We start from the raw sequence: 26,456 nt of genomic DNA on the forward strand, positions 1-26,456 counted from the left end.
GTTGCGCTGTGACCGACTTCGCTCTTCTCGTTCCCGGCGGACGCGGCCAGCTCGGCGTGGACATCGCGGCGCTGGCCGAAGCCGCTGGGGCCGGGTTCGTGCACGCGCCCGGCTCGGCCGAACTGGACATCACCGACGCCGAGGCGGTCGCTGACGCGGTCAGCTCGCTCGCGGCCACGGCGCGCGACGCGGGCCTGCGCCCGGTAGTGATCAACGCGGCGGCGTACACGGCGGTCGACGCGGCGGAGACCGATGAGGCCCGTGCGCTCGAAGTGAACGCGGACGGCCCGCGCAACCTGGCGACCGCGTGCGCGAAGCATCGTGTGCGGCTGCTCCACGTCTCCACGGACTACGTGTTCCCGGGGGACGCCACGAGCCCCTACGAGCCGGACGACGCCACGGACCCGCGCACTGCCTACGGGCGCACGAAGCTCGCGGGGGAGCGCGCGGTGCTCGACTCCGGAGCCGAGGCGTGGGTTGTGCGCACCGCGTGGGTCTACGGCGCGGTCGGCACCAACTTCGTGAAGACGATGGTGAAGTTGGAGAGTCAGCGCGACCAGCTCTCCGTGGTCGGTGACCAGGTGGGTTGCCCGACGTGGTCGGCCGATCTCGCCCGTGGGCTGTTGGAGCTGGCCGCGCGTCCTGAAGGGCCGCGACAGCGCGTCCTGCACGCCGCGGGCGGTGGAGAGACCAGTTGGTACGGCTTCGCCCGCGCTGTCTTTGAAGAGCTCGGCGCGGACCCGACGAGGGTTTCTCCGTGCACTACGGCCGATTTCCCCCGCCCTGCGCCGCGCCCCGCGTACTCGGTGCTGTCCGCACGCGCGTGGCAGGAGGCGGGGCTGAGCCCACTACGCCCGTGGCGTGAAGCACTGGCCGCTGCGTTCGCGGAGTGCGGGGAAGCGCTGCGATCCTGAGCACCTACCTACGGCGATTGCGGGGAGCGCGCGGATGGCGAAGTGGGGCAAGCAGTCCGAGGCGAAGCCGAAGCCGAAGCCGAAGCGACGCAAGGCGGGCTGGACCAGGCTGACCGGCACGCTGCTGCTGGTCGTGGTGGTGGGCGCGTTGGGGTACCTGCTGGCCAACACGGCCCTCACCGCCAACCGCCTCCCCAACCCGAGCGCGAGCGATCTACGCGGTACTGCCGTCACGCAGTCCTGCGCGGACGTGGGGCCGGTCAGCTCGAACGGCTTCGGCACGTACGCGCGCTGCACTGCCGAGGTGTCGTGGGAGAACGGCACGCGTGAGACCCGCGAGTTCGACGGCTCCGAGCTGACCGCGAAGGACGTGGGGCAGCCCGTGCGCGTGGTCCGCGTGACCACGTCGCCGTATCAGTGGCTGCCCGCGCCGGAGTCCTATCAGCGCGATGGCGGTGACCGCGGGGGCGAGTGGACCGCCACGATGATCTACGCGATCGTCGGCGCCGTGATCCTCTTCAGTGCCGCCGTAGTCCTCGGCGGACTGCTCTCCCTCATCCGAGGCGTCTTCGCCCGCTCCTCCTGACCCCACACGAAAGCCGCATTTGGGGCGTTAGATTCCCTGAACGGGTCGTTCAGGGAATCTAACGCCCCCAACGACCCGTTCAGGGAAAAGCGGTGGGGTCAGGTGGTGGGCGGGAACGTTCCGGCCCGGCCCAGGAGTGCGGGGACCTCGCGGCCGAGGCGTTCGGAGAGCCACGCGGAGATGTCCAGGACGGCGTTGACGTCGACTCCCGTGCGCACGCCCATCCGGTCCAGCGCGTAGAGCACGTCCTCGGTGGCCACGTTGCCCTGCGGCGACGGCGTGTACGGGCAGCCACCGATGCCACCAACCGTGACGTCCAGGGTCGCCACACCGCAGTCCAGTGCGGCCAGCGCGTTGGCGTAGCCGGTGTTGCGGGTGTTGTGGAAGTGCCCGCGCAACGGCACTCCGGGAGCGACGGCGCGCACCCCGTTGGCGAGCCTGCGCACCTGGTCGGGGGTGCCGACGCCGATCGTGTCGGCGAGCGAGATCTCGTCGGGGCGGGCCTCGGCGATCCGCCGGGCGATCCCGATGACCTCCTCGACCGCCACGTCGCCGCTGAACGGGCAGCCGAAGGCGGCCGCGAGCGTCACCGTGGTCCGCACGCCGGTGCTCGCCGCCTCGGCCGCGATCTCCGTCCAGCTGCGCAGCGCGTCCTCGACGCCGACGCCCAGGTTGCGCCTGCTGAACTCCTCGGTGGTCGCCACGACGACGTTGACCTCGTCGACGCCCGCGGCCAACGCGCGGTAGAGCCCCTTGCGGTTGAGCACCAGTCCGGCGTAGGAAACCCCTGGCACCCTTGGCACCGAGGCCATCACGTCCTCGGCGTCGGCCAGTTGGGGGACCTTCTCGGGACGGGCGAAGCTGACCGCCTCGATCCGCCGGAGCCCGGCGGCCACGCAGCACTCGATGAGTTCGATCTTGTCGACCGTGGAGAGCAGGCGCGACTCGTTCTGCAGGCCGTCCCTGGGCCCGACCTCGATCAACTCCACGCTGCGCATCGACCCGCCCTTGTATACAACTTCTTGGCTGTTTGAAGGATTGATTTCCGCAGACAGTTGTGTCAAGCCGAATTGGACTCTAATTTGCATACAAAAGATCGGTAGGCTGGGGACCGACCGCGACGACGGTGGTGACTGAAGTGGCTCTGGCGGCCGAGAAGGCCTACGAGGTCGTCCGCACGGCGATCCTGGACGGCAGCTACCCGCCCGGCGAACGGCTCGGCGAGGTCGAGCTGGCCGAGGCGCTGGGGATCAGCCGTACCCCGATCCGGGAGGCCCTGCGCAGGCTCGAGGTGGAGGGCCTGGTCGAGGTGCTGCCGCACCGCGGCGCCCGGGTGGCCAGCTGGTCCCGCGAGGACCTCGACGAGATCTACGAGCTGCGCATCCTGCTGGAGTCCTTCGCCGCGGCCAGGGCCGCCTCCCGGATCTCCGACGGCGAACTGGGCCGGATGGACGAGCTGCGCGAGGAGATGGACCGCGCGGTGCACTCCGGCGACGTCGAGCGGATCGCCGCCTGCAACGCCGAGTTCCACGGCATCATCCGGCGGGCCGCCTCCAGCACCCGGCTGGTCACCATGCTCAACGCGGTGATCCAGCTGCCCCTTGTGCTGCAGACGTTTCACCGATACACCCATGAGGACCTCCAGCGCAGTGTGGCCCACCACGGCGAACTGGTGCACGCGTTCCGAGCGAGGGATCCGGCATGGGCGGAGTCCGTGATGCGTTCTCATGTGCTGGCCGCGCGGCGGGTGCTCGCCGGCCGGTCGAGGGATGAGGAGTAGACACGCCATGGGGTACCGCCTCGGCGTCGACGTCGGTGGCACCTTCACCGACGTGCTGCTGGTCGACCAGGTCACCGGCCGCACGTTCCGCGTCAAGACTCCCTCCACCCCCGACAACGCCGGGCTGGGCGTGCGCAGGGGCATCGCCCTGGTCTGCGAGCAGGCCGGGATCGGCCCGGACGAGATCAGCCAGGTGGTGCACGGCACGACCCTGGCCACCAACCTGATCCTGCAGGGCAAGGGCGCCCGGGTGGGCCTGGTGACCACGCACGGCTTCCGCCGGATGCTGCAGATCGCCCGCTCCTACCTGCCCGGCCCGCTGGCGGGCTGGGTGCAGTGGCCGAAGCCGGAACCCTTGGCGCGCATGGAGAACACCATCGAGGTGGCCGAGCGCGTCGACGCCGAGGGCCGGATCGTGCAGCCGCTGGACGTGCCGGGCGCGCGGGAGGCGCTGCGCGGCCTGCGCGGGTCGGGCATCGAGGCGCTGACGATCTCGCTGCTCAACTCCTACGCCAACGACGTGCACGAGCGGATGCTCGCCGAGATCGCCGCCGAGGAACTGCCCGGCGTGCCGATCTCCTTGTCCGCCACGGTGATCGCCGAGCCGCGGGAGTACGAGCGCGCGCTCGCCGCGGTCGCCGACAGCTACGTGCGGCCCCGGGTCGCCCGGTACCTCGACGACCTCGGTGAGGTGCTGGCGAGCGCGGGGATCACCGCGCCGCTGTCGATCCTGCGCGGCGACGGCGTGCAGACCATGCCGGACCGCGCCGCCGACCACCCGCTGGGCCTGCTGCTGTCCGGGCCGGTCGGCGGGGTGGCCGGGGCGAGCTGGTTCGCCGAGCAGCTCGGCCTGCGCGACTTCCTGACCTTCGACATGGGCGGCACCTCCACCGACATCACCCTGGTCCGCGACGGCAGGCCCCGGCTGGCGAAGCAGGCGATCGTCGGCAGGCTGGAGGTCCGCACCAGCAGCGTGGACGTCCGCAGCGTCGGCGCGGGCGGCGGGTCGATCGCGCTGGTGGACGAGAACGGCGAGCTGGTCGTCGGGCCGGAGTCGGCGGGCGCGCGCCCCGGCCCGGTGGCCTACGGCCTCGGCGGCGACGAGCCCACGGTCACCGACGCGAACGTGCTGCTCGGCCACCTCCCGGGCAAGCTCGCGGGCGGCGAGATCATGCTCGACCGGGCGGCGGCCCGCCGGGCGTTGAAGGGGCTCGCGCACGAGCTGGGCATCCCGCGCTCCTTCGAGGCCGCCGAGCAGGTCGTCGAGCTGGTCAACGACAACATGGCCGCGGCGCTGCGCCTGGTCAGCGTGCGCCAGGGCGCGGAGCCCAAGGATTTCGCGCTGCTGGCCTACGGGGGCGCGGGACCGTTGCACGCCAACGCGATCGGCGTGCTGACCGGCAGCTGGCCGGTGATCGTCCCGCCCGCCCCCGGTGTGCTGTGCGCGCACGGCGACGCGACCGCGGGCCTGCGCGACGAGGACACCGTGATCATTCGCCGGACCCTCGATGAAATCGATAACAGTGAGCTCAGGGCGTTGGTGGACGATCTGGAGAAGTCGGTGTGCCACCGGCTCGAAGCCCTCGGCGTCGCCTGCGCGGAGCAGACCCTGTGCCGCTCGGCGGTGCTCCGGGACGGCGGCCGCGAGGTCCACGTGGAGCTCGCCGACGCGATCCTGGCCGCGCCCGATCCGCTCGCCGCGATCGGCCACCCGCCGTCAGCGGAGCTCGTGCGCATCGACCTTGTCGCCCAGGGGCCGCGCCTGAACTTCACCGCGACCGCGCTGCCGCCCGGCGAGGCCGTCCCGGTGACCGCGCTCGTGGCGCACACGGAGATCTGGCACGGCGGGCGCCCGGTGGACGCGCGCATCTACGACCGCGCGAAGTTGTTGGCGGGCAACGTGATCGTCGGTCCGGCGATCATCATGGAGATGGACTCCACGACCTTGGTGCTGCCCGACCACGCCGCCACCGTGCACCCCACCGGCTGTCTCCTGCTCCGCCCGCACCGCTCACGGTTAAGCTGAGGCCACGGAACGCTCGTGCCGGAGTAGGGCGGTCTTCAAGACCACCCGACCCCCCTTGTTGATCATCGTTAACCGCCCCCAACCTCGGGGCGGCCGAGGGTTTGTCGTCGTTGAAGACCGCGAGGAAGGGGGTGGGGCGGACTTGAAGACCGGCGAACCCGGTGATCAGCACGGGGCACGGCCTGGCGGCACGACGGCGGGCGAGGGTGGCTTTCGCCCACTCCGGGGGACCCCCCACTTCAAGCGTTGCTTGACGTCGCGCGATCAGGCGAACCGCATCGACGCTTGGGCGGAATCCCTCTCAACCCACCAGAACGTCCACTGTGGACGATTGCGTACCCAATGTGGCATTGGTTACGTCTAGCGAAACAAATGCCACATTGGGTACGTGAGAGGTGGTGTCAGGAGGCGGCGCGGTGATACGCCTCGACGGTCAGCTCGGCGCAGCGCCGCCAGGTGAACTCGGCGGCCCGCGTTCTGCGCGCGGCGAGGGTGGCGGCGTCGGCGGAGGACTTCACCACCGTCTCCAACGCGTCGGTCAGCGCCTCGACGTCACCCACGGGCACGTGCAGCGCCTGGCCGCCCGACACCTCGCGCAGTGACGGCACGTCGGAGCAGACCACGGGAACCCCGCAGGCCAGCGCCTCCAGCACGGGCAGGCCGAAGCCTTCGTCGCGCGACGGCAGGACCAGCGCGGACGCGCCCGCGACCACTCGGCGCAGGTCCAGCTCGGAGAGGTAGCCGGTGCGGATCACGTCACCGTCCACCCGCGCGGTACCCGGGCCCGCCAGCACCAGAGGCGGCAGCGCGGCGCTGGCCCCGTGCGCCTTCAACAGGTTCGGCAGTCCCTTGCGGGGGTTCTCCGCGCCGACGTAGAGCACGTAGCTCTCCGGCAGCTTCAGCCGCCTGCGCAGCGGCAGGCTCGGCGCCTGAGCCACGAACCACGCCGGGTCCACGCCGAGCGGAGTCACGACGATCTTGTCCGAGGGCACCCGCAGCCGCTCGCGCACCACGTCCGCGACGGCCCGCGTCGGCGTGAGGATCACCGCGGCGCGCTTGGCCGACACGCGCACGAGCTCCGGCAGGTCACTCTCCACTTGGGACAGTTCGTCCGCGGCGTCGAGGAACGCCAGGTCGTGGATGGTCAGCACCCCGCCCGCCCGCAACGACGGCGGCAGCACGAAGTTGGTGCCGTGCACGACATCCGTCGGTCCGGCGAACAGCTCGATCGGCGGAAGCGAGGACTTCAACCAACAAGCCCGCAACGCCCGCGCGGGCACCGGTAGGCCGCGGGCCTTCACACCGTGCGGCACCACGGTGCGCAGCTGCCGCCAGCCGCGGGTGGTGAACGCCACCGCGCGAACCTGGATCTCTGCCATCGACGCGAGTTCCTCGGCCAGCGCGGAGGTGTAGCGGCCGACGCCGGTCCGGTCGCCCAGCAACGGGTTGCCGTCCAACAGGACCCGCAACGGCTTGGTGTGGTCAGCCATCAACGGCCCCGCAATCTCTCACGAACCAGTCGGCGGAGGCGGCCGGAGGCGCGCTTGGCGACCTCGGCGGCTCCACCGGCTTCAAGGTATTCCTTCACCAGGCCGACATCCCGGCGCACGCGCTGCGCCACCCCGACCGGCAGCAGCGCGGGGGCCGGAGCGCCCGTCCTGCGGTCGGCGGCGGGCAGCGGGTTGCGGCAGAACTCCACCAGCGGAGCCAGCACCTGCTCCCAGGTGAACCGCTCGCGCACCACGGCGATGTTCTCCGAGCAGCGCTTGGCGAACTCCGCGTCGTAGAGCACCTTCTCCAGCGCGTCGGCCAGCGCCTGCGGGTCCTCGGCGGGCACGACCAGGCCGAGGCCCTCCGTGCGCACCATGTCCGCGAACGCGTCGCCGTCCGTGGTGATGATCGGCAACCCCGCCCACAGGTAGTCCAGCGTCCTGGTGCGGAAGGCGAACGTCGTCTCCACGTGCTCGTAGTGCGTCGTGACGCCGCAGTTCGCGTCCAGCAACCAGTTCTGGCGCTCGTCGTAGGGCACCCAGCCCTCGTTGAAGAAGACGTGGCGCCCCACGATGTCCAGCTGCTCGGCGAGCCGCCGGGTCTGGGTGGCCATGTCCATCTCGGGCACGTCCGGGTTCGGGTGGCGCATGCCGAGGAAGCAGAGCTTCACGTCGTCGCGCTTGTGCCGCAACCGGTCCACCGCGTGCACCAGGGTCAGCGGGTCGAACCAGGAGTAGACGCCCCCGGCCCACAGCACGACCTTGTCGGTCTCGCCGATACCGTCCACAGTGGACCGCAGTCCGGGGCCGGTGCGCTCGGCGGGCTTGGCGGACAGGCCGAACGGGGAGACCGCCAGCAGCGAGCGCACGGTCGGGTCGGCGTCGTAGAGCAGCGGCGTGAGCCTGCCGATCGCGCCGAGGTGACCCAGCCACAGGTGCCGCTGCCGCTCGGAGGCGCAGAGGAAGAAGTCGCCGCGCTCCAACTGGTTGCTCAGCACGGTGGTCACCACGTCGACCACGTGCGCGCGCTGGCCCGCGTCGAGGTCCTTGCCCTGCTCCAGCTGTTCGAGGTGCATCGGATCGTAGACGTCGCAGACCAGGACCTGGTCGGAGGTCTTCAGCCACGGCAGCATCTCCAGCACGTGGCCCTGCAACACGATCACGTCCGCCCACGGCGTCTGCTCGTGCATCTTCGCCGCGGGGATGTAGCGCACTGGGAACGGCGCTTCCGGCGGCTGGCAGTGCCTGTTCAGCGTGACCAGGCGGACCTCGTGCTCGCGGCCCAGCACCTCGGCCATGTTCCACGCGCGGATCGCCGGACCCGCCATCTTCTTCGAGATGGAGTCGGCGGTGATCACCATGATCTTGCGCGGGCGGCCGTAGACCTCGTCCACGCCAAGGGTTTCCACCAGCGCGTCGTGCGCCAGCAGGTACGGGACCTCCGGCGAGGCGCGCTCCATCGCGTTGCGCATCAACGGGAGCAGGTCCCGGTCGGAGCGACGGCGCGCGGCCTGCTCGGCCTCCCTGGACGCCTTCAGCGACGGCAGCATCTCCACGAACCGGTCGATCGCCAGCACCCCGGCGAGCGTGATCCTGGGGACCTCGACCGCGGCGGTGAGGTCGGGGCCGTCGGGCTTGCGGGTGATCTCCAGCTGCTCCGGGTCGACACCGCCGCGCGCGGTCGCCCTGCGCACGGTCAACGCGAGCGCGGCGGGCAGCGCCTTCGCCAGCGTCTCGTCCTCGACGTTCTTGTAGAGCGCCGCGAGTGCGTTGCGCTCCAACAGGTACGCCTCCCGCGAATTGTCCACAGTGGACATGGAGGCGTGGTGCCGGTGGTAGGCGAGGCAGCGCGGCTCGAAGCGGACCCGCCAGCCGCGCAGGTTCATCCGCCAGCCCAGGTCGACGTCCTCGTAGAACATGAAGAAGCGTTCGTCGAAACCGCCGAGCTCGCGGAAGACCTCCGAGCGGACGAACAGCGAGGAGCCGGTGCCGAAGAGCACGTCCTTCTGGCTGTCGTGGCTGCCGTCGTCCGGCTGCCCGCCGTGCAGCTTGTAGCCCGCGCCGTACCAGGCCAGCCCGCCGTCGACGAAGTCGATCTTCTCGCCGTCCCAGTCGAGCACCTTGCCCGCGACCGCGCCGATCGTGCGGTCCGCCGCCAGCACCGCGACCGCGGCCCGCGCCCAGTCCCGGTGCGGGCGGGCGTCGTTGTTCAGGAAGGCCAGCACCTGGCCCTTGGCGTGCTCGACGCCGAGGTTGCAGCCCCCGGCGAAACCGAGGTTGGCCGGGGACTCGACCACCCGCACACCCGGCTCGGCGCGCAGCCGCTCTGTCGACCCGTCGCCCGAGGCGTTGTCGACGCAGATGATTTCCAGTCGGTCGCTCGGGTAATCCAGGTCGGTGCGCAGGGCGCGCAGGCAGGTGAGGGTGTCCTCGACCCCGCGGTAGTTCACGACTACCACCGAGACGACAGGCGCTTCCGCCACTCGCTTCGCTCCTTCCGGCAGTGCCGTTCGAGGGGCATAAGCCTGCCCTATCCCGCGTTGATCACTACTGGGAGTCGGGTGCAACGCCACGTGATCTGGCGCTCACCGTATGGTGACCTGCGCACCCAGGTAGGGAGGCAGTGATGGGCCAGCTTCGGATCCGGCCGCTGCACAAGCTGTCGGATGACCAGTTCGATGTCGTCCAGGACATCTTTGAGCAGGCATATCCCGACTGGCTGCGGCTGTCCATCGACGAGCTCGACGGCGGGAAGGGCTCGGATCGGATCGCCGTCGCCGGGCTGTTCGGCGATGTCCCGGTGGGGTTCGCGGCCGTCCGCGTGCTCCCCCGATCGGGTTGGTCTTTCCTCCGGTACTTCGCGATCACCCCCGATCGCAGGCGCGAGGGCCTCGGCCGTCGGCTGTGGACCGAGGTGGTCGACTACCTGGCGATGAACGTCGCGCCACGCCGTCTGCTGTGGGAGGCGCAGCTGCCCGAGCGCGCCGCTCCCGGTTCGCCGCAGCACGACGCGCGCAGCACCGCGCTGGCGTTCTACGAGTCCATCGGCGGCGAGGTGCTGCCGGTGCACGACTACGTGATGCCGACGACCCTCGGGCTGCCAGCCGAGCCGATGCTGATCATGGCGCTCGACCCGAACAGCCCGGTGAAGGACCCGAACGGCCTGGTCAAGGCGTTGCTGTCGGAGCACTACGGCGTCGAGCGCTACGAGGTCTGACCCGCCCACCTGGCCCAGACCGCGCGTCGCCGCGCGGAGTCCGCGGCGCGCCGGATTCGCGGCAGCCTGATCACCACCTCGCCGAGCACGCGCAGGCGCAGGCGGACGGAGAAGTTCAGCGCGTCCGGCCGTGACCTGCGCAGCGGCAGCACAGCGGTCAGCGCCGCGAACTTCGCGAGCTGCCGCAACGCGATTCCGGTCGGCGCGCAGCGCAGCAGCATGAGCAGGCGATTTCGCTCGTTCCACAGGTGAAAGCTCCGCGAACCGGGCTCGGTGCTGGCGCCGTGGAGGTGGAGCACGCGCGCGCTCGCGGTGGGAACGATCTCGTGCCCGTTGAGCCTGAGCCGCCACGCGGTGTCGGTGTCCTCGTAGTAGCAGAAGAAGTCCGCCGGAACCCCGCCCGCCGCGCGCAGGACATCGGTCCTGACCAGCGCCGCTCCACCGCAGAAACCGAATACCTCTCCTGTTTCCTGGTTGATGTCGGCCCCGTGCCCGTCGTCGGTCAGGCGCACGCCTCTCGACTGCACCGCTCCGGTCGAGGTGAGCAGGACCGAGCTGGCCGCCGCCGCGTCGGGACGGTCGTCGAGTGCGTCTTCAAGTGCGCCCAACCAGCCCGGCTCGGGTGCGGCGTCATCGTTCAGCCACGCCACGAACTCCGTCCGGACGCGGGGGAGAGCGGCGGCCATTCCGCCCGCGTAACCGAGATTCTTGTTGAGGCGCAACACTTCCACGTCGCGGAGCAGGTCCGCTGTCCCGTCGTCGGACGCGTTGTCGACCACGAGTGTCCTATGTGGACGATCTTGGACGTGAAGGGCGTTCAAGCACGCCTCGATGTGCTCGCGCCCCCGCCACGTCACCACGACCACTGTGCTCCGCGCACCGCTCACCCTGGGAAAGTACCCGCATGCCGGAGTTGGTTGTGGTGGCGGAGCAGTTGCTGGCGCCCGTGCCTGGCGGGACAGCGCGGTACACCAGGGAGCTGGTGCGCGCGCTGGCCGCGACCGCGCCCACGGGGTGGGAGGTCGGCACGGTCGTCGCCCGGCACTCCGACCCGAGTGCCGCGATCATCCCCGGCGCGAACGGGCCACGGGTGCTCAGCCTGCCTCGGCGCGCGCTGACGGCCGCGTGGGAGCGGGGACTGCCGTTATGGCCGGGCGGCGATTCCGTGCACGCACCGACCCCATTGGCGCCTGCGCGGGCGAAAAGCGGGCGGAGTCTCGTCGTGACTGTGCACGACACCGTTCCGTGGACCCATCCCGAGACGCTGACCCGACGCGGGGTGAGCTGGCACCAGCGCATGATCACGCGAGCTGTGGAGCGCGCCGACGCCGTCGTGGTGCCGACCGCGGCCGTTGCCGCCGACCTCAGCCGTTACGCGCCGGGCTCAACCCAGGTCAACGTGATCGGCGAGGGCGTCCCCGCGAGCTTGCGCGAGCCTTCCGATGCGGTTCGCGAAGCCGTCGTGCGGCGCTTGGACGTGCCACGGCGGTACCTGTTGGCGGTGGGCACCGTGGAGCCGCGCAAGGGGCTCGACGTGCTGATCAAGGCGCTCGCGATCGTGCCGGACGTGCCGCTGCTCGTCGTCGGCGCGCAGGGGTGGGGCGGGGTCGACCTGGCTGCGCTCGCCCGCGCGGCAGACCTGGACTCCGGGCGCGTCCGGCACTTGGGCGCGGTGTCCGACGCCGATCTCAGTGTGCTGCTGCACTCCGCTTCCGCCTTGGTGGCTCCGAGCCAGGCCGAAGGCTTCGGGCTCCCCGTGCTCGAAGCCATGGCCGCCGGGGCTCCGGTGGTCCACTCCGACGCGCCCGCGCTGGTCGAGGTGGCTGGCGGCGCCGGGATCTCCGTGCCCAGGAACGATTTCCGCGCGCTGGCCCGCGCCCTGCGCACCGTGCTGACGGATTCCGACCACGCGGCGGCGATGGCGGGCGCGGGCAGGCTGCGCGCACGGGAGTACACCTGGGAAAACGCGGCGCGGCTCGCCTGGCGGGTGCACGAGCGCTGTTACGCCGCGGCGCGCGCGAAGATCACCTGATCAGGTTTTTGATCGTCTCCGCATCGTCACCTTGGCATCCGAATCCCGGAATGCCGACATGCGCGCGCGTGCACGGGATTAGGCTGCCCGGGTGGTGTTCCCCGATCCCCGCGTGCTCATCGACGCCACCTCCGTGCCCGCCGACCGCGGCGGGGTCGGCCGCTACGTCGACGCGCTCGTCGCCGCCCTGGACTCGGACGGCTCCCGGATCACCGTGGTCTGCCAGCCCCGGGACGCTGAGCTGTACGGCAAGCTCGCCCCGAACGCGCGGGTCGTCGTCGCCACCGAGACGGTCGCGACCAGGACCTCGCGGCTGACCTGGGAGCAGGCGACGCTGCCCGGCCTCGTCCGCAAGCTGAACGTGCAGGTGGTCCACTCGCCGCACTACACGGCGCCGCTGGCCAACCCCGTCGCGTCCGTGGTGACGCTGCACGACGCCACCTTCTTCACCGACGTGACGCTGCACTCCTCGGTGAAGGCCCGCTTCTTCCGAGCCTGGACCAGGACCTCGCTGCGCCGGGCCGCCGTCTGCGTGGTGCCCAGCCGCGCCACCGCCTCCGAGCTGGTCCGTGTCGCGGGCGCCGACCCGCGCATCCTGCACGTGGCCCCGCACGGCGTCGAGCACGACCGGTTCCACCCGCCCACGCCGGAGGAGGTGCGCCGGGTCCGCGACGACCTGTCGCTGCGCGACTCCGAGTACGTGGCCTTCCTCGGCACCCTCGAACCGCGCAAGAACGTGCCCGCGCTGATCCGCGGCTTCGCCAGGGCCTGTCGTGGTCGGTCGAACCCGCCCGCCCTGGTGCTCGCCGGTCAACCCGGGTGGGACAGCCAGGTCGAGCGCGCGCTGGACTCCGTGCCGCACCGCCTGCGCGTGATCCGCTCCGGCTACCTGCCCTTCGACGACCTCGCCGGGTTCCTCGGCGGCGCGCAGCTGGTCTGCTACCCCAGCCTCGGCGAGGGCTTCGGCCTGCCCATGCTGGAGGCCATGGCCTGCGGGGCTTCCGTGCTGACCACGCGCCGCCTGAGCCTGCCCGAGGTCGGTGGGGACGCCGTCGCCTACTGCGGCGTCGGCGCCGGTGACATCGCCGCGGCCCTGTCCGACCTCTTCGACGACCCCGAGCGCCGCGCTTCGTTGTCCGCCGCCGCTCAGCTCCGCGCCAAGGAGTTCACCTGGTCGGCGAGCGCGGCCAAGCACCGCGACGCCTACGCCCGCGCCGCCGTCCTCCACCGCCGCGGCCGCTGACGTTGTGCCCTGAACGACCCGTTCAGGGAATCTAACGCCCCCAACGACCCGTTCAGGGACCTCAACGCCCCAATCGCGACATTGGCGGAGGCCCCCCACCCCCACCGCCCCTCGTTGATCTACCCAATGTGGCATTGGTTACGTCTAGCGAAACAAATGCCACATTGGGTACACAAGCGTCCACTGTGGACGGATGGGTGGGGTGAGTGGGGTTCCGCCCAAGGGGTGTCCACGGTTTGTGGGGTGTGGGCGCCTCGGGTGATGCTGGAATCGGGGGTCCCCAGGAGCGGGCGAAAGCCACCCTCGCCCGCTGGAGTGCGGCTGGGGCCGGGTTCGCGTGGAGGTGCAGAATGTGACCCCGTGACCAGCGAACCCAAGTCCTACGGCGACGAGCTCGGCGTGATCACGGTGACCTACTCGCCGGGGGAGACCCTCGGCCGGTTCCTGGACACGCTGGTCAAGGCCACGAGCCGCGACGTGCGGGTGGTGCTCGCCGACAACGGTTCCACCGATGGCGCGCCCGAGGCGGCGGCTACCGAGCGGGACAACGTCGAGTTCCTCCCCACGGGCGGCAACCTGGGCTACGGCGGTGGCGCGAACCGAGGGGTGGCGGCGCTGCCGGACTCCGTGGGGTGGGTCGTGGTGGCCAACCCGGACCTGGAGTGGGGCGACGGCTCGCTGGACGAGCTGATCAAGGCGGCGGAGCGGTGGCCGAGGGGTGGCGCGTTCGGGCCGCTGATCCGCGAGCCCAACGGCGAGGTCTACCCGTCGGCGCGGCTGCTGCCGGAACTGGGCCGCGGCATCGGGCACGCGCTGTTCGGCAAGATCTGGGCGGGCAACCCGTGGACGCGGCAGTACCGCCAGGAGGACAAGACCGTCCGCGAGCGCACCGCCGGGTGGCTGTCCGGTTCGTGCCTGCTGATGCGGCGCGAGGCGTTCGACTCGGTCGCCGGGTTCGACCCGCGCTACTTCATGTTCTTCGAGGACGTGGACCTCGGTGACCGGTTGACCCGCAAGGGCTGGCAGAACGTGTACGTGCCCACCGCGGAGGTCGTCCACATCGGCGGGGTGTCCACGGCGAAGGTCAAGCCGAAGATGCTGGCCGCGCACCACGACAGCGCCTACCGGTACCTCGCCGACCGGCACCCCGGCCCGCTCTGGGCCCCGGTCCGCCTGGCGATCAAGGCCGGGCTCGCGCTCCGCCTGAAGCTCGAAGTCCGCGGCGCCCGTTAGGACCAGTTCTGCTGCGGGTGGGGGTCGGTGCGCTGCTGCTGCGGGGGCAGCTGCTGCGTCGGGTACTGGTTGGGGTTCTGCTGCTGCGGCGGCACCTGCTGAGGGTGCTGCGGCAGCTGCTGGGTCGGCTGGCTCTGCGGCATCCGTTGCGTCTGCCCCTGCGGGCGCGGCTGCTGGAACTGCTCGGTGCGCTGCTGCTGCGGGGGTTGCGGCCGGACCGGCCGACCGCCCTGCGGCAGCACCATCGTCGACTCCGGGTCGGAGCCGCGCGGATCGTTGGCCTGCACCACGATGCGCGGGATCTGCACCGTGTTGGCCGCGTCCATCGGGGAGGTGGCGTCGTCGGGTGTGACGACGAAGGAGCCGCGTGCCCTGGCGCGCGCCAGCAGCTCCTCGGCCCGTTCGCGGGGGTCCATTTCGCTGACCTCTCCTACCGCCGGGTCCTGGTGGGCCTCAACCTATCGTGCTCGGCGTCTGCCAGAGTATTCGTTCGCCGGGCATCCGTCAGCCACCCAAGGAGCGAGAAGCATGAGCGTCGACGCCGTCCTGCTCGTCGGCGGAAAGGGCACCCGGCTGCGGCCGTTGACGCTCTCCGCCCCCAAACCGATGCTGCCGACGGCCGGTGTGCCGTTCCTCACGCACATGCTCTCCCGCATCCGCGCGGCCGGGATCACCCACGTCGTGCTGGGCACCTCCTACAAGGCCGAGGTCTTCGAGGAGCACTTCGGCGACGGCTCCCACCTGGGCCTGGACCTGGAGTACGTGGTCGAGGAGGTCCCGCTGGGCACCGGCGGCGGCATCCGCAACGTGGCCGACCGGCTGCGCGGTGACACCGCGATGATCTTCAACGGCGACATCCTGTCCGGTGTGGATCTCGGCGCGGTGCTGAACACCCACCGCGAGGCCGACGCCGATGTGACGCTGCACCTGGTAAAGGTCGAGGATCCGCGCCGGTTCGGGTGCGTCCCCACCGATGCGGACGGCCGGGTCACCGCGTTCCTGGAGAAGACCGACAACCCGCCGACCGATCAGATCAACGCGGGTTGCTACGTCTTCCGCCGCTCGGTGCTGGAGTCCATCCCGGCGGGCCGCGAGGTTTCCGTTGAGCGGGAAACCTTCCCGGGCCTGCTCGCCTCCGGAGCGCGGGTGCAGGGGCACGTGGACGCCTCCTACTGGCTCGACCTGGGCACTCCGGCCGCGTTCGTGCAGGGCTCGGCGGACCTCGCCCGCGGCATCGCCCCGTCGGCGGCACTGCCCAAGCCCGCGGGTGAGGCGATCGTGCTCGACGGCGCGGTGCTGCGCGAAGGCGCCGCGGTCACCGGCGGAGCCACGATCGGCGCGGGTTGCCAGCTCGGCGTGGACGCCAGGGTCGATGGCGCCGTGGTCTTCGACGGCGCGGTGATCGGCGCGGGCGCGGTGGTCGAGCGCTCGGTGATCGGTGCCCACGCCCGCATCGGCGACGGCGCCGTGGTCCGGGACGCGGTGATCGGCGATGGAGCTGTCGTCGGCGCCAACTGCGAGCTCCGCGACGGCGTGCGCGTCTGGCCCGGAGTCCAACTCCCCGACGGAGGCGTCCGCTTCTCCGCCGACGCCTGATCCCTCCCCCACGCCAATGCCGCGTTTGGGGCGTTAGATTCCCTGAACGAGTCGTTCGGGGAATCTAACGCCCCCAACGACCCGTTCAGGGCAAAAGACCGCGGTCAGGATGTCCTCATCTTGGTGAAGTTGGCGCGGTACTGGTCGTGGATGGCGGCCGAGTGGAGGCGGAGCAGGGCCTCGTCGTTCTCGCGGAGCGCGGCGTTGGTGTAGTTGTGGCTGCCGGTGAACACCCACTTGCTGTTCTTCTGGTTGGCGTAGGTGCCCTCGATCAGCATGTACTTCGAGTGCACGATGAAGTCGCCGGGGATCTTCTTCAGCGTGATCCGCGCGTGGTTGTCCAGGTGGCCGAGGCTGCCCGCGTCGAGTTTGGTGTAGACGACCTCGACCCGGCACTTCTTCCCGGCCAGCTCGCGGAGCTTGGCGGCGATGCCGTCGCGGCTGAAGTTCCACATCGCGATGCGGATGATCGTGTTGTCGGCGCAGCCCACGTTGCCGAGCACGTTGGTGATGGTGTCGGACCCGGCGCGCGGGAAGAAGTAGGTCTTCGCGTTGCCGCTGAGGTCGGAGCGGAAGTAGTTGTTGTTCTTCTTCTGCGCCACCAGATCGCTGAAGTAGCGCAGGTACGAGTTGTAGAGCCCGGTGTTCCCCGCGAGGGTCACCGCGTTGTTCCACATCTTCGTCGTGTTGGTCGGCGTCAGGTTCGCCGAGCCCTGCACGACGACGTTCTTCGAGCCGGAAGTGTCGGAGAACAGGAAGAACTTGTTGTGCATGATCGGTGTGCCGAGGTCGCCGATGCACGCGCGTCCCTTGGTGCACAACGCAACCCAGGACGGCTTCGAACGATCGGTGCCGAGCTTCCTGACGAGGTCGACGGCGGCGGGTTTCGCGGAGTGCTTGCTGTCGAGCACCATGTGCACCTTCACCCCGCGGTCCCGCGCGGCGACGAGTTCGTTCACCACCCCGGCGTCGTTGAAGTGGTAGATCGCGATGGAGACGGTCGAGCCGACGGCCGCGCCCTTGATCAAGGACCGCAGGTGGTCGACGATCGCCCGCTGCTGCCCCGCGACGTGCGGGTTGTTGAAGACCGCCCCGTCGGTGACGGCGGCGTTGGCGGTCGCGGGCAGGGACAGCGAACCGGCCACGAGCAACGCGGTGACCAGTGCTCTGATTGAACGTCGCATCGCCCGACTATCGCCGCCGTCCCCGACTTCGGCAATCTTCTTTACAAAGTCTGCGGGTAGCGTGCTGCGGATGCGCGCGGCGGGTGCGGTCGAGACGGAGTGGCTGCCGGGGTTCGAGGTGGATCCCGTGGCGGTGCTGCGTCCGCATCGGCGGGGGAACGGCGATCCGGCCTGGAAGATCGACGCGCGCGGAACGGTCTGGCGGGCCTGCACGACTCCGGCGGGCACAGCCACCCTCGCCGTCCGGCGCGCGGGTGCGCACGTGCGTGCGCGGGCGTGGGGCCCAGGAGCGGAGTGGGTGATCGACGGGCTGCCCGAGCTGCTCGGCGCCGCAGATGACGACAGCGGGTTCGTCGCGCACCACCAGCTCGTCGCCGAGGCGCGCGCGTTGCGGCCGGACCTGCGATTGGGCTCGACCCGCCGCGTGTGGGACGCCCTGCTGCCGGCGATCCTGGAACAGAAGGTCACCGGCAAGGAGGCGTGGCGGATCTGGCGCGAGCTGTGCGCCCGCTTCGGCGAGCCCGCCCCCGGACCCGTGCCGGAGAAGATGTTCGCCCCGCCGACGCCGGAGCGCGTGCGCGCGATCCCCGACTGGGAGTGGCACCGCGCCGGGCTCGACGGGGGCCGCCGCCGCGCGCTGCTGGCCGCGGCCTCGGTGGCCGACCGGCTCGAACGCGCGGCGGAACTCCGTGGTGTGCAAGGAAGAGACCTGCTCCGCCGGATTCCGGGGATCGGGGTCTGGACCGCGGCCGAGGTCGCCCAGCGGGCCTGGGGCGACCCGGACGCGGTCAGCTTCGGCGACTTCCACCTCGCGAAGATCGTCGGCTGGGCGTTGCTGGGCCACGACATCGACGACGCGAAGCTGCACGAGTTGCTGAAACCCTATGCGCCGCAACGACAACGCGCGATCCGCTACCTGGCGGGCGCCGGGGTGCGGCGCCCCAGGTTCGGACCGCGGTACGCGCCGCGCGACTACCGGGCGTTCTGAAGCTCCAGCGCGCGGCGCACCAGATCCGGGATCGAGTCCACATCGGACGGAAGCTCGTCGACGGGCCACCACTGGAGGTCCACCGACTCCTCGCTGCGAACCGGTTTCGCGCCAACGGGAGCGCGCACCACGAAGCGCACGTCCAGGTGCCGCGTTGGCACACCGAGAGAGCACGTGATCGGATGCACCTCGATGTGCACCGGACGCGGATCGATTGTCAGGCCACGGATTCCCGACTCCTCGGTGGCTTCGCGGAGCGCGGCCTCGACGAGCGTGGCGTCCTCCGGCTCGCAGTGGCCGCCGAGCTGGACCCAGCGGCCGACGCGCGGGTGCAGCGTCAGCAGCACGTGATCCCCGGTCGCGTCCAGCACCACTGCCGAAGCGGTGATGTGCCCTGGCGCGCAAGCACGTTCGCACGCGTCGGGCCGCGCGGCCAGGAAGGCGAGGATCGCGTGCTTGACCGACTGCTGCCCGTGGTCCGCGGGCTCCCAGTCGGTCAACCGGCGAACAACGTCCGCGTGCAGCGTGCTCACAGCTCGACCAGTCCTTCCGCGAGCTCGCGCGGCGCGCGCGGGCTCGGATCGCCGTCCAGTGGATGCCCGACCGCGACACCGCCGAGCGGCTCCCAGTTCCCGGGCAGGTCGAGCACGCCCCGCACCACGTCGGGGCAGAAGATCGTCGAGGAAACCCAGCAGGAGCCGAGCTCCTCGGCGGCCAGCGCCACGAGCAGGCCCTGCACGGCGGCGCCCCCGGCGACGGTGAACATCGTCCGCTCCGCCTCGGTCCTGCGCGCGTCCGGATAGGAGTGCGCGCCGTCGCGAACGAGGAAGGGGAGCACGATTTCCGGTGCCTCGTAAAGGATTCGCCCGCGCTGCACGCGGCGCTCGATGCGCTCGGCGCTCATCCCGTCACCGGTCAGGTCCACCTGCCACGCCTCGCGCATCGCGTCGAGCAGCTTCGCCCGCAGCGGGCGGTTGCGCACCCACACGAAGCGAACCGGGCGGGTGTGGTGCGGGGCGGGTGCGGTGAGCGCGGCGGCGACGGCCCTGCGCACCGCGTCCGCGTCGACGGGGCGGTCGTGGTCGTAGAGGCGCACAGAGCGCCGCGTCAGCACCGCTTCCCGGCGGCCCTGCGCGATGGCCAGGTCGGTGCCCAGCCGGAACAGGTCCTCCTCCAGCGGCCGCAACAGGTCCCGCGCGGTAGTCCCATCGTCCACATAGGACAGTCCGCGGACCACGGCGACCGGGTTCCCGCCGAGCTTGCCCTTGACCAGGTCACCGGCGGCGGCCAGCTCGTCGGCGATGGCGATCTCGGTCACCGCCAGCTCGTTGCCCTGCGCGTCCACCTTGCCCCGGTAGCCGTGCAGCACCGGCAGGCCCGCGGAGCCGATGGCCACGTCGGTCTGACCCACCCGCCACGTCCGGCCCATCGTGTCGGTGACCACGACGGCCACGTCCACGCCGAGCTCCCGCTTGACACCCGCGCGCAACGCCGCCGCCGAGGCGTCCGGGTCCTCCGGCAGCAGCGCGATCTCGTCGCCCGCCACGTTGGAGGCGTCCACCCCGGACGCGGCCTGGATGATGCCGAGCCGGTTCCGGGTGATCAGCGTGTTGCGGAACCGCGCGACCACCGCGTCGGACTCGGCGCGCACCAGCTCCCGCCGCAGCTCCTCCCGCGCGTCCCGGTCACCGGGTGCCGCGACCAGTCGTCCCTCCACTTTGGACACGACCTTGCTGGTCACCACGAGCACGTCGCCCTCGCGCAGCCACGGGGCCGCCGAGGTGATCGCGCCGAGCAGGTCATCGCCCGGCCGGAACTCCGGAAGCCCTTCGACGACAAGCACTTCGAGCTTCGGCGAAGCGTGGTCGGCTGGCAGGGTGGCTTCGGTCACGCTGTGACTCCCGCGAGAGAGAACGCCTCGGCGACCATGGCCGCGGTGGCATCGACATCGGTCATGAGCATCGGCGCGGACACCACCCGGACCCCGGGGACGTCCGCGCGGTCGCCGGTGTGCACCAGCCAGCCGTCCAGCAGGCCGTCACCGGAGGCCGTGCGGGAGCCGTAGTGCCTGCCGACCGCCTGCGCGGTGGTCTCAACGCCGATCGCGGTCAGGCAGGCGTCGGCCATGCCCCGCAGCGGCTTGCCGTCGATGATGGGGGAGATCCCGATCACCGGCGCCTTGCTCTCGCGCAGCGCCGCCCTGATCCCCGGCACCGCCAGCACGGTGCCGACGCTGACCACCGGGTTCGACGGGGCGAGCAGCACCACGTCGGCGTCGGCGATCGCGTCCAGCACGCCGGGGGCGGGCTTGGCCTCCTCGGCGCCGACCGCGACGATCGCGTGCGCGGGCAGCGAGGCGCGGTAGCGCACCCACCACTCCTGGAAGTGCACGGCGCGGCGCTCACCGGTGTTCGGGTCGTCGATCGCCACGTGCGTCTCGACCCGGTCGTCGCTGGCGGGCAGCAGGGTCACGCCCGGCCGCCAGCGGTCGCACAGCGCCGCGGTCACCTCGGAGAGCGGGAAACCCGCGCGCAGCATCCTGGATCGGATCAGATGGGTCGCCACGTCCCGGTCGCCCAGCCCGAACCAGGTCGGGTCGGCGCCGTAGGCGGCCAGCTCCTCCTTGACCGACCAGCTCTCCCCGGCCCGGCCCCAGCCGCGCTCGGAGTCGATGCCCCCGCCGAGGGTGTACATGCAGGTGTCCAGGTCGGGACAGATGCGCAGCCCGTGCATCCAGACGTCGTCACCGGTGTTGACCAGCGCGGTGACCTGGTGCGGCGACTCGATCTCGCCAATGGCGGGCATACCGAGAGCGGCCTTCACCCCCAGCAGGAACCGGGCTCCGCCAACACCACCGACCAGTACAACGACCTTCACGGATGGCCATCCTCGCACGCGCGCCGCCGACGGTGGGCTCACCGCCAGAACATGAACAGGTACTGCCCGACGAGCGCGGCGAAGGGGTCCCCGCCGACGAGCCCGAACAGTCCCCCGGACAGGCTGTGGAACGCCTCGTTGACCGGCGGAATTCCGATCAGCACCGCGAACAGGATCAGCGGAGCCCACTGGCGGGCCTTGGCGCCCATCTCCTGGTAGCGGTACGGCAGGTACGGCTCGATCGCGCCGTACCCGTCCAGCCCGGGGATCGGCAGGATGTTCAACACGAACGCCATCACCTGGAGCGAGGCCAGGTAGGACAGCCCCGCCGCCAGACCCGGGGCCGGCTGGGTGATCGTGACGGCCAACGCGAGCAGGATCCCGATCCCGAGGTTTGCCAGTGGCCCGGCAAGGGAAACAGCGGACTCGGCGCCCTTGTTGCGCAGCGCGTGCCGGTTGATCCAGACGGCACCGCCCGGCAGCGGGATCCCGCCGATGGCCAGGAAGAGCAACGGGAGCAAGAGGCTGAGCACTGGATCGGTGTAGCGGCGCGGGTCGAGGGTCAGGTAGCCCTTGAACACCACCGAGCGGTCCCCGCCGCGGTAGGCGAAGAGCGCGTGCCCGAACTCGTGCAGGCACAAAGAGGCCGTCCACCCCCCAAGAACCGTGACCACGATGCCGATGGTCATGACGACCTCGTTGTCCACAGTAGACAGGAAGCAGCCGACAGCAGTGATCGCCAGGATGAGCAGGAACAGGGGGCTCGGTCGTACCGCTTGTCGGATCACGGGGCCAGTCTGCCCGTGCCCGCGCGGCGCTTTCCAGCCGCATGGGGGGTCCCCCGTCGTGTGTACTTGGCTTGACCCCCTTGCATCACACGGGTGTAATCACATTGGTGTCATTCGCCGGGAGAGAGGGCGAATGGGTCCGCCAACCGGGGAGCGGAAGGCGAGGAGGCGGACGTGTTGAAAGACGAAGAGAACCACGTGGGACCGCGGGGGGATGCCGCGGCCACGGGGCTGGGCGTCATCGCCGAGCTGTTCGACACCGACGATGACGAGTTCGACTGGCAGGAAGAAGCGCTGTGCGCGCAAACGGATCCGGAGGCGTTCTTCCCCGAGAAGGGCGGTTCCACCCGTGAGGCCAAGCGCATCTGCGGCGGCTGCGCCGTCCGGTCGGAATGCCTGGAATACGCCCTAGCGCACGACGAACGCTTCGGAATCTGGGGCGGTTTGTCCGAGCGTGAACGGCGCAAGCTCAAGAAGCGGCCGGACGACGTGATCCTGTTGGACGGCAGCCTCGCCGTCGAACAGGTGGACGGGCTGACCGCCTGAGGCGAGACCGCACTGACGTCGTACCGTGACCCCGGAAGCACTCGGGGTCACGTTCGGCGATCGGGAGGCCACGCGGTGGCAGTGGTGGCGCGGTGGGCGCTCGCGGATCGCGGGTGCCCGTGAGCACGGGGTTTTCCGGGACGCCGCTGCTGCGGACCGCGCCGGTGCTCGCCGTTCTCGTCTGCCACGACGCCGATCCGTGGCTGGACGAGGCCCTCGCGGCGCTGCGCGAGCTCACGCTGCGGCCACGGCACATCCTGGCCGTGGACACCGGTTCCGTCGACGGCACGGCGGAAACGCTGCGCGCCGCGTGCACCGGGGTCGACAAGACCCTCGACGGAGTCCTTACCCTGCCGAGGGAAACCGGTTTCAGCTCGGCGACCGCGGCCGCGGTGACCGCCGCGCTGCAGCGCTGGGGTGATCCCGGGCAGTGGATCTGGCTGCTGCACGACGACTGCGCGCCGGAGCCGGACTGCCTCGCCGCGCTGCTCACGGTCGCCGAGGTGTCCCCGTCCGCCGCGGTGCTGGGCCCCCTCTGTCTGGAGTGGACGGACCCGCGACTGGTGGTGGAGGCGGGCGTCTCCACCGACTCCTCCGGCCACCGGCAGACCGGGATCGGGCCCGGTGAGCTGGACTGGGGCCGTTACGGCGAGCCGGGCGCGGTCGGCGTCTGGATCGAGCAGAACACCGAAGCCCTCGCGGTGTCCTCGGCGGGTGCGCTGGTGCGCCGCGAGGTCTGGCAGAAGCTGCACGGTTTCGACGAGGCGCTGCCGCTGTTCGGTGATGACATCGATTTCGGGTGGCGGGCCAATATCGCGGGCTACGTGGTGATCGTCGTGCCCGCGGCGCGAATCCGGCACGCGACGGCGGCGGCGAAGGGCAATCGATCGCTCGACGCGCTCGACCGGAATTCCGGACTGTCTCGAACTTTCCTCGCTTTGCGGGCACGCCGAGAACACGGTCTGCGCACGGTTCTGGTCAACTGCTCGCTGTTGTCGTTTGTGCTCGGGCTGCCCCGGTTGGCGATTCTCGGGTTGCTGCGCGGAATCGGGTTCGCCTTGCTGCGGCGGTTTTCCGCGGCGCGGGCGGAACTGAGCGCGACGGCCCGGCTACTGAGCGGGCGCGCCGGACTTCTCGCGGCCCGCCGTGATCGACGCCTTTATCGCGATCCGGACGCACGCGATGTTCGCGGACTGTTCACCTCGCGGCTGACCCGGCTGCGCAATGCCGCGCGCGGTGGCCTGACCGGGTTCCTGCGCAGTCGCCTGCGCGCCGACGCCGCGCTCGGCAGGCTGCCCGCCAGGGCCGATCGCTTGCCGACGTGGACGCCGTCCGCCCAGGTCGGCCCGCCCGCGCTGCCCGCGGGAGCCCTCGGGCGGCGGAACCGCCCGGCCCGGCTGGCCGCGGGCCTGCGCCGCCCGGCCCGGGCCGTGGTCGTCGAGGTCCCCGAGCCCGCCGCGTTCCGCCCGAGCCCCCGGCCCCGCGCCGCCGACCCCCGGCCCGCGCCCGAGCTGGTGGTGGTCGAAGTCGATCGCGCCCGGGTGCTCCGCGAACTCCTGCTGTCCCCGGCGGTCCTGCTCGTCGCGGTCATGGTCCTGCTCGCACTGGTGATCCACGCTGCCCGTCTGGGCGGGGTTCTCTCCGGCGGCGAGCTGCTGCCGATCGGCGATCTCGCGCAGACGTGGTCGGAGTACCTGGCGAGCTGGCACGGCGTCGGCGGCGGCACCACAGCTCCGGCGACCCCGGCGCTCGCGGTGCTGGGCTCGCTCGGCGCGCTGCTCGGCGGTCCTCCCGTCGCCGTGGCGGTGTTGCTGCTCGCGGATCTGCCGCTGTCCGGCCTCACCGGGTATCTCGCGACGCGCCGCCTGCCCGTGGCGCGGTGGGTTCGCGCCGTCGCTGCCGCTGGGTATGCGTTGCTGCCCGCCGCGACCGCCGCCACCGCACAGGGCAGGCTCGAAGTCGTTGTGGTGCATGTGTTTCTGCCACTCGTGCTGGCCGGAGTCGCCGCCGCGGTCGGACCCGCGACCGGTTCCTGGCTGTCTGTCGCTTCCGGTACCGCGCTCGGCCTCGCGGTGATCGGCGCGTTTTCGCCGCTGACCCACCTGCTGGTGCTGGTCGTCGCGGTGATCGCGTTCGTGCTGGTGGGTCGCAGCGTGACGCCACTGGTCGCGATTGTGTTGCTGCCATTGGGATTGCTCCTGCCGTGGCCCGCCGTCATCGTGCAGCACCCCGAGGTGTTGCTCCCGGGCGGTCCGGCCGCCTCGGCGTTCTCGCTCGCCGCTCTGAACCCCGGAGGACCGGGTGGCACGCCGTGGGTGGGCTTCGCGGTCCTCGCGGCGGTGGTGCTCGCGCTCGTCGCCTGCCCGCGCCGCGAAGTGCTGCCGGGAGTCGGTCTCGTCGTGCTCGGCGCGGCTGTCGTGGCCGTGCTGCCGGGGTGGGCGGGCGCGCCGCTGCTGCTCGTCGGCTGCGGCATGTTGTGGATCGTGCTCGCGGCGGTGGCCTACGTTGATCGCCCGCGCCCCTTGGCTTTCGCCGCGCCCGTGGTCCTGCTCTGGCTCGCGGTGGGGGCGCTCGTCGTGGGGCGCGAAGGGCCGCTGCGGGTGGGCGAGGAGGCTCAGCTCGGCAAGAACCAGGCCGCTGAGCTCGCGTCGACCTCGTCATGGCAGTTGATCGTCGGAGAGCGGCCGTGGTTGGTGCGGGGGCGCTCGCCGCGCTTCGGTGACTCCGCGCTCCAACTGCGCACCGACCGCGCTCCCGTGCTGGCCGCCGACTTCACCAGCTACGACCAGCCCGCGGTGCGGACCGCGGTGTCCCGCGCGGCCGCGGCCGGAGTGCGGTTCGTGGTCCTGCCCGATTCGGCGACAGCGGACCGGGTCAAGGTGTTCGCACCCGACCTCGTGGCGACAGTGCCCGCTCGCTCCGATGGAAGGCCGGTGCTCCGGCTGCTCCGCGTGCAGCCGCCCGCCGTCCTGCTGCCCACCGACGTCGGAGTGATCGCGCGGTCCACCACGCCGCCGCCGGAGGAGCTGGCCGGGGTCGCTCCGGTGCCCGGCGGACCGCCCGCGGTCGCGGTGCGCGTGTCCCGGGGCGCCGAGGCGAGGCTGCTCGTGCTGGCCGCCACCGACGAACCGGGCTGGCGGGCTTCGGTCGACGGCGAACCGGCGAACCTGACGCGGGCGTGGGGCGGCCAGGTCGCGCTCACCCTGCCGGGCCGCGAGGTCGAGGTCCGCGTCGAGGTCGCCACCGGTTCACGGGACGTCCTGCTGCTCGTCCAGGCCTTCGCCGCCCTCTTCGCCCTCCTCACCGCCATCCCCACCCCCACCCGCTTTCGAGCTGAATGAGTCATTCAGGGTTCGGCGGGCGCCTGGGGTGGGGTGATCTTGGTCGCGTTCTGGGGTTGGGCGAATGCCTAGATGGCTACTCGCCGTCGACGATGTCGGGGTCGAGCCCGAGATAGCTCGCCACCTGCTCGATCAGCAGGTCGTGGACGAGGTCGGAGAGGTCGGCCCCGTCGCGCGCACGGGCCTCAAGGGGACGGCGGTAGAGCACGATCCGGGCCCGCGTGGGCACCCCCCGGCTGTCCACGCCCGCGGGCACCAGCCGGGCCAGCGGGACGCTGCCGTCCTCCACCACGTCCTCGCCCCAGGAGAGCTCGTCCGGGGCGGATCCGAGCACTTCGGGGACGTCGTCGACGGCCACGTCCAGCTCGGTCAGCTCGTTGCGCCAGCGGGCCTCGATCGGCTCAAGGGCCTCCAGCACCACCGCGTCGAAGCGCTCCGAACGACTGCGCGCCGCGGGCAGGTTCGCGGGGTAGAGCTGCCCCCGCAGTCCGCGGCCGTGCCGATCTCGCCTGCGCCGGTTCCTTCGCTGTGCCCCGTGAGCCGTCACCACGGCCCGCAGAGTACGCCGGTCGGCCGCAGCACCGTGTGTCATCAGCGAGCCTGACGACGCCACGC

At 71.3% G+C, this 26,456-nt stretch carries 23 protein-coding genes; 12 read left to right on the forward strand and 11 right to left on the reverse strand.

The genetic code is table 11. From position 1 onward, the window contains the following. Positions 1-8 precede the first annotated feature (8 nt). On the forward strand, positions 9-914 hold the full coding sequence (rfbD, locus tag NLX83_RS14570) for a dTDP-4-dehydrorhamnose reductase (RefSeq protein ID WP_254235370.1): 906 nt from the start codon (positions 9-11) through the stop codon (positions 912-914). Positions 915-948: 34 nt separating this feature from the next. After that, positions 949-1,500: a DUF6346 domain-containing protein gene (locus tag NLX83_RS14575; RefSeq protein ID WP_254235371.1), complete on the forward strand. Its 552-nt coding sequence runs from the start codon at positions 949-951 to the stop codon at positions 1,498-1,500. Positions 1,501-1,598: 98 nt separating this feature from the next. On the opposite strand, the gene NLX83_RS14580 is transcribed toward NLX83_RS14575, so the two are convergent. Further along, complete coding sequence (locus NLX83_RS14580) at positions 1,599-2,498, reverse strand: hydroxymethylglutaryl-CoA lyase (RefSeq protein WP_254235372.1); 900 nt, start codon at positions 2,496-2,498, stop codon at positions 1,599-1,601. Between the two features lie 131 nt (positions 2,499-2,629). Between NLX83_RS14580 and NLX83_RS14585 the strand changes: the two genes are divergently transcribed. Both NLX83_RS14585 and NLX83_RS14590 read left to right on the forward strand, forming a co-directional pair. Continuing rightward, complete coding sequence (locus NLX83_RS14585) at positions 2,630-3,280, forward strand: GntR family transcriptional regulator (RefSeq protein WP_254235373.1); 651 nt, start codon at positions 2,630-2,632, stop codon at positions 3,278-3,280. A 7-nt stretch (positions 3,281-3,287) separates the two neighbouring features. Beyond that, positions 3,288-5,306, forward strand: a complete 2,019-nt coding sequence (locus NLX83_RS14590; protein WP_254235374.1) for a hydantoinase/oxoprolinase family protein — start codon at positions 3,288-3,290, stop codon at positions 5,304-5,306. A 401-nt stretch (positions 5,307-5,707) separates the two neighbouring features. Here the strand turns inward: NLX83_RS14590 and NLX83_RS14595 are convergent, their stop codons facing one another. Beyond that, a complete protein-coding gene (locus NLX83_RS14595) occupies positions 5,708-6,796 on the reverse strand; it encodes a glycosyltransferase family 4 protein (RefSeq protein WP_254235375.1) in 1,089 nt (362 codons plus the stop codon). After that, positions 6,796-9,279 carry a glycosyltransferase gene (locus NLX83_RS14600; protein WP_254235376.1) on the reverse strand — a complete coding sequence of 828 codons (2,484 nt, stop codon included), beginning with the start codon at positions 9,277-9,279 and terminating at the stop codon, positions 6,796-6,798. The genes NLX83_RS14595 and NLX83_RS14600 overlap by 1 nt, the downstream gene beginning before the upstream one ends. A gap of 143 nt (positions 9,280-9,422) precedes the next feature. On the opposite strand from NLX83_RS14600, the gene NLX83_RS14605 reads away from it, so the two are divergent. Then, on the forward strand, positions 9,423-10,013 hold the full coding sequence (locus tag NLX83_RS14605; RefSeq protein ID WP_254235377.1) for a GNAT family N-acetyltransferase: 591 nt from the start codon (positions 9,423-9,425) through the stop codon (positions 10,011-10,013). Here the strand turns inward: NLX83_RS14605 and NLX83_RS14610 are convergent. Then, on the reverse strand, positions 10,001-10,900 hold the full coding sequence (locus tag NLX83_RS14610; RefSeq protein WP_254235378.1) for a glycosyltransferase family 2 protein: 900 nt from the start codon (positions 10,898-10,900) through the stop codon (positions 10,001-10,003). The two genes, NLX83_RS14605 and NLX83_RS14610, sit on opposite strands and share 13 nt — an antisense overlap. Positions 10,901-10,917: 17 nt before the next feature. Between NLX83_RS14610 and NLX83_RS14615 the strand changes: the two genes are divergently transcribed. The 3 genes from NLX83_RS14615 to NLX83_RS14625 all read left to right on the forward strand — a co-directional run bounded on the left by NLX83_RS14615 (position 10,918) and on the right by NLX83_RS14625 (position 14,521). Next, positions 10,918-12,045 carry a glycosyltransferase family 4 protein gene (locus tag NLX83_RS14615; RefSeq protein ID WP_254235379.1) on the forward strand — a complete coding sequence of 376 codons (1,128 nt, stop codon included), beginning with the start codon at positions 10,918-10,920 and terminating at the stop codon, positions 12,043-12,045. A 112-nt stretch (positions 12,046-12,157) separates the two neighbouring features. Continuing rightward, positions 12,158-13,288, forward strand: coding sequence for a glycosyltransferase family 4 protein (locus NLX83_RS14620; protein WP_254236224.1), 1,131 nt, complete (start codon positions 12,158-12,160; stop codon positions 13,286-13,288). A 360-nt stretch (positions 13,289-13,648) separates the two neighbouring features. After that, the gene (locus NLX83_RS14625; RefSeq protein WP_254235380.1) at positions 13,649-14,521 is read left to right on the forward strand and encodes a glycosyltransferase family 2 protein; all 873 of its coding nucleotides are present in this window, start codon (positions 13,649-13,651) and stop codon (positions 14,519-14,521) included. On the opposite strand, the gene NLX83_RS14630 is transcribed toward NLX83_RS14625, so the two are convergent. Continuing rightward, positions 14,518-14,937, reverse strand: a complete 420-nt coding sequence (locus NLX83_RS14630) for a hypothetical protein (protein ID WP_254235381.1) — start codon at positions 14,935-14,937, stop codon at positions 14,518-14,520. The two genes, NLX83_RS14625 and NLX83_RS14630, sit on opposite strands and share 4 nt — an antisense overlap. Positions 14,938-15,049: 112 nt before the next feature. On the opposite strand from NLX83_RS14630, the gene NLX83_RS14635 reads away from it, so the two are divergent. Further along, complete coding sequence (locus tag NLX83_RS14635; RefSeq protein WP_254235382.1) at positions 15,050-16,117, forward strand: sugar phosphate nucleotidyltransferase; 1,068 nt, start codon at positions 15,050-15,052, stop codon at positions 16,115-16,117. Positions 16,118-16,221: 104 nt separating this feature from the next. Here the strand turns inward: NLX83_RS14635 and NLX83_RS14640 are convergent, their stop codons facing one another. After that, positions 16,222-17,301: a phospholipase D-like domain-containing protein gene (locus NLX83_RS14640; RefSeq protein WP_254235383.1), complete on the reverse strand. Its 1,080-nt coding sequence runs from the start codon at positions 17,299-17,301 to the stop codon at positions 16,222-16,224. A gap of 70 nt (positions 17,302-17,371) precedes the next feature. Between NLX83_RS14640 and NLX83_RS14645 the strand changes: the two genes are divergently transcribed. Then, positions 17,372-18,289 carry a DNA-3-methyladenine glycosylase family protein gene (locus tag NLX83_RS14645; protein WP_254235384.1) on the forward strand — a complete coding sequence of 306 codons (918 nt, stop codon included), beginning with the start codon at positions 17,372-17,374 and terminating at the stop codon, positions 18,287-18,289. On the opposite strand, the gene NLX83_RS14650 is transcribed toward NLX83_RS14645, so the two are convergent. The 4 genes from NLX83_RS14650 to NLX83_RS14665 are packed head-to-tail and all read right to left on the reverse strand — an operon-like array spanning position 18,274 to position 21,954. After that, complete coding sequence (locus NLX83_RS14650; protein ID WP_254235385.1) at positions 18,274-18,822, reverse strand: NUDIX hydrolase; 549 nt, start codon at positions 18,820-18,822, stop codon at positions 18,274-18,276. The genes NLX83_RS14645 and NLX83_RS14650 overlap by 16 nt on opposite strands. Further along, positions 18,819-20,180 carry a coenzyme F420-0:L-glutamate ligase gene (locus NLX83_RS14655; RefSeq protein ID WP_254235386.1) on the reverse strand — a complete coding sequence of 454 codons (1,362 nt, stop codon included), beginning with the start codon at positions 20,178-20,180 and terminating at the stop codon, positions 18,819-18,821. Before NLX83_RS14655 ends, NLX83_RS14650 begins: the two co-directional genes overlap by 4 nt. After that, positions 20,177-21,166 carry a 2-phospho-L-lactate transferase gene (gene cofD, locus NLX83_RS14660; protein WP_254235387.1) on the reverse strand — a complete coding sequence of 330 codons (990 nt, stop codon included), beginning with the start codon at positions 21,164-21,166 and terminating at the stop codon, positions 20,177-20,179. Before cofD ends, NLX83_RS14655 begins: the two co-directional genes overlap by 4 nt. A gap of 38 nt (positions 21,167-21,204) precedes the next feature. Beyond that, positions 21,205-21,954: a site-2 protease family protein gene (locus NLX83_RS14665; protein WP_254235388.1), complete on the reverse strand. Its 750-nt coding sequence runs from the start codon at positions 21,952-21,954 to the stop codon at positions 21,205-21,207. Positions 21,955-22,185: 231 nt separating this feature from the next. Here NLX83_RS14665 and NLX83_RS14670 point away from each other — a divergent pair, with 231 nt between their 5' ends. Further along, positions 22,186-22,500: a WhiB family transcriptional regulator gene (locus NLX83_RS14670; RefSeq protein ID WP_374118762.1), complete on the forward strand. Its 315-nt coding sequence runs from the start codon at positions 22,186-22,188 to the stop codon at positions 22,498-22,500. A gap of 119 nt (positions 22,501-22,619) precedes the next feature. Beyond that, positions 22,620-25,841: a glycosyltransferase family 2 protein gene (locus NLX83_RS14675; protein ID WP_254235390.1), complete on the forward strand. Its 3,222-nt coding sequence runs from the start codon at positions 22,620-22,622 to the stop codon at positions 25,839-25,841. A gap of 76 nt (positions 25,842-25,917) precedes the next feature. On the opposite strand, the gene NLX83_RS14680 is transcribed toward NLX83_RS14675, so the two are convergent. Then, a complete protein-coding gene (locus NLX83_RS14680) occupies positions 25,918-26,391 on the reverse strand; it encodes a metallopeptidase family protein (protein WP_030426817.1) in 474 nt (157 codons plus the stop codon). Positions 26,392-26,456 lie beyond the last annotated feature (65 nt).

Source organism: Allokutzneria sp. A3M-2-11 16, assembly GCF_024213555.1.
GTDB lineage: Bacteria > Actinomycetota > Actinomycetes > Mycobacteriales > Pseudonocardiaceae > Allokutzneria.

Excerpts from the sequence above, each read along its gene's own strand:
- NLX83_RS14575 (WP_254235371.1), top strand. The coding sequence starts at position 949 with ATGGCGAAGTGGGGCAAGCAGTCCGAGGCGAAGCCGAAGCCGAAGCCG.
- NLX83_RS14580 (WP_254235372.1), bottom strand. The coding sequence starts at position 2,498 with ATGCGCAGCGTGGAGTTGATCGAGGTCGGGCCCAGGGACGGCCTGCAG.
- NLX83_RS14590 (WP_254235374.1), top strand. The coding sequence starts at position 3,288 with ATGGGGTACCGCCTCGGCGTCGACGTCGGTGGCACCTTCACCGACGTG.
- NLX83_RS14595 (WP_254235375.1), bottom strand. The coding sequence starts at position 6,796 with ATGGCTGACCACACCAAGCCGTTGCGGGTCCTGTTGGACGGCAACCCG.
- NLX83_RS14605 (WP_254235377.1), top strand. The coding sequence starts at position 9,423 with ATGGGCCAGCTTCGGATCCGGCCGCTGCACAAGCTGTCGGATGACCAG.
- NLX83_RS14615 (WP_254235379.1), top strand. The coding sequence starts at position 10,918 with ATGCCGGAGTTGGTTGTGGTGGCGGAGCAGTTGCTGGCGCCCGTGCCT.
- NLX83_RS14630 (WP_254235381.1), bottom strand. The coding sequence starts at position 14,937 with ATGGACCCCCGCGAACGGGCCGAGGAGCTGCTGGCGCGCGCCAGGGCA.
- NLX83_RS14635 (WP_254235382.1), top strand. The coding sequence starts at position 15,050 with ATGAGCGTCGACGCCGTCCTGCTCGTCGGCGGAAAGGGCACCCGGCTG.
- NLX83_RS14640 (WP_254235383.1), bottom strand. The coding sequence starts at position 17,301 with ATGCGACGTTCAATCAGAGCACTGGTCACCGCGTTGCTCGTGGCCGGT.
- NLX83_RS14645 (WP_254235384.1), top strand. The coding sequence starts at position 17,372 with ATGCGCGCGGCGGGTGCGGTCGAGACGGAGTGGCTGCCGGGGTTCGAG.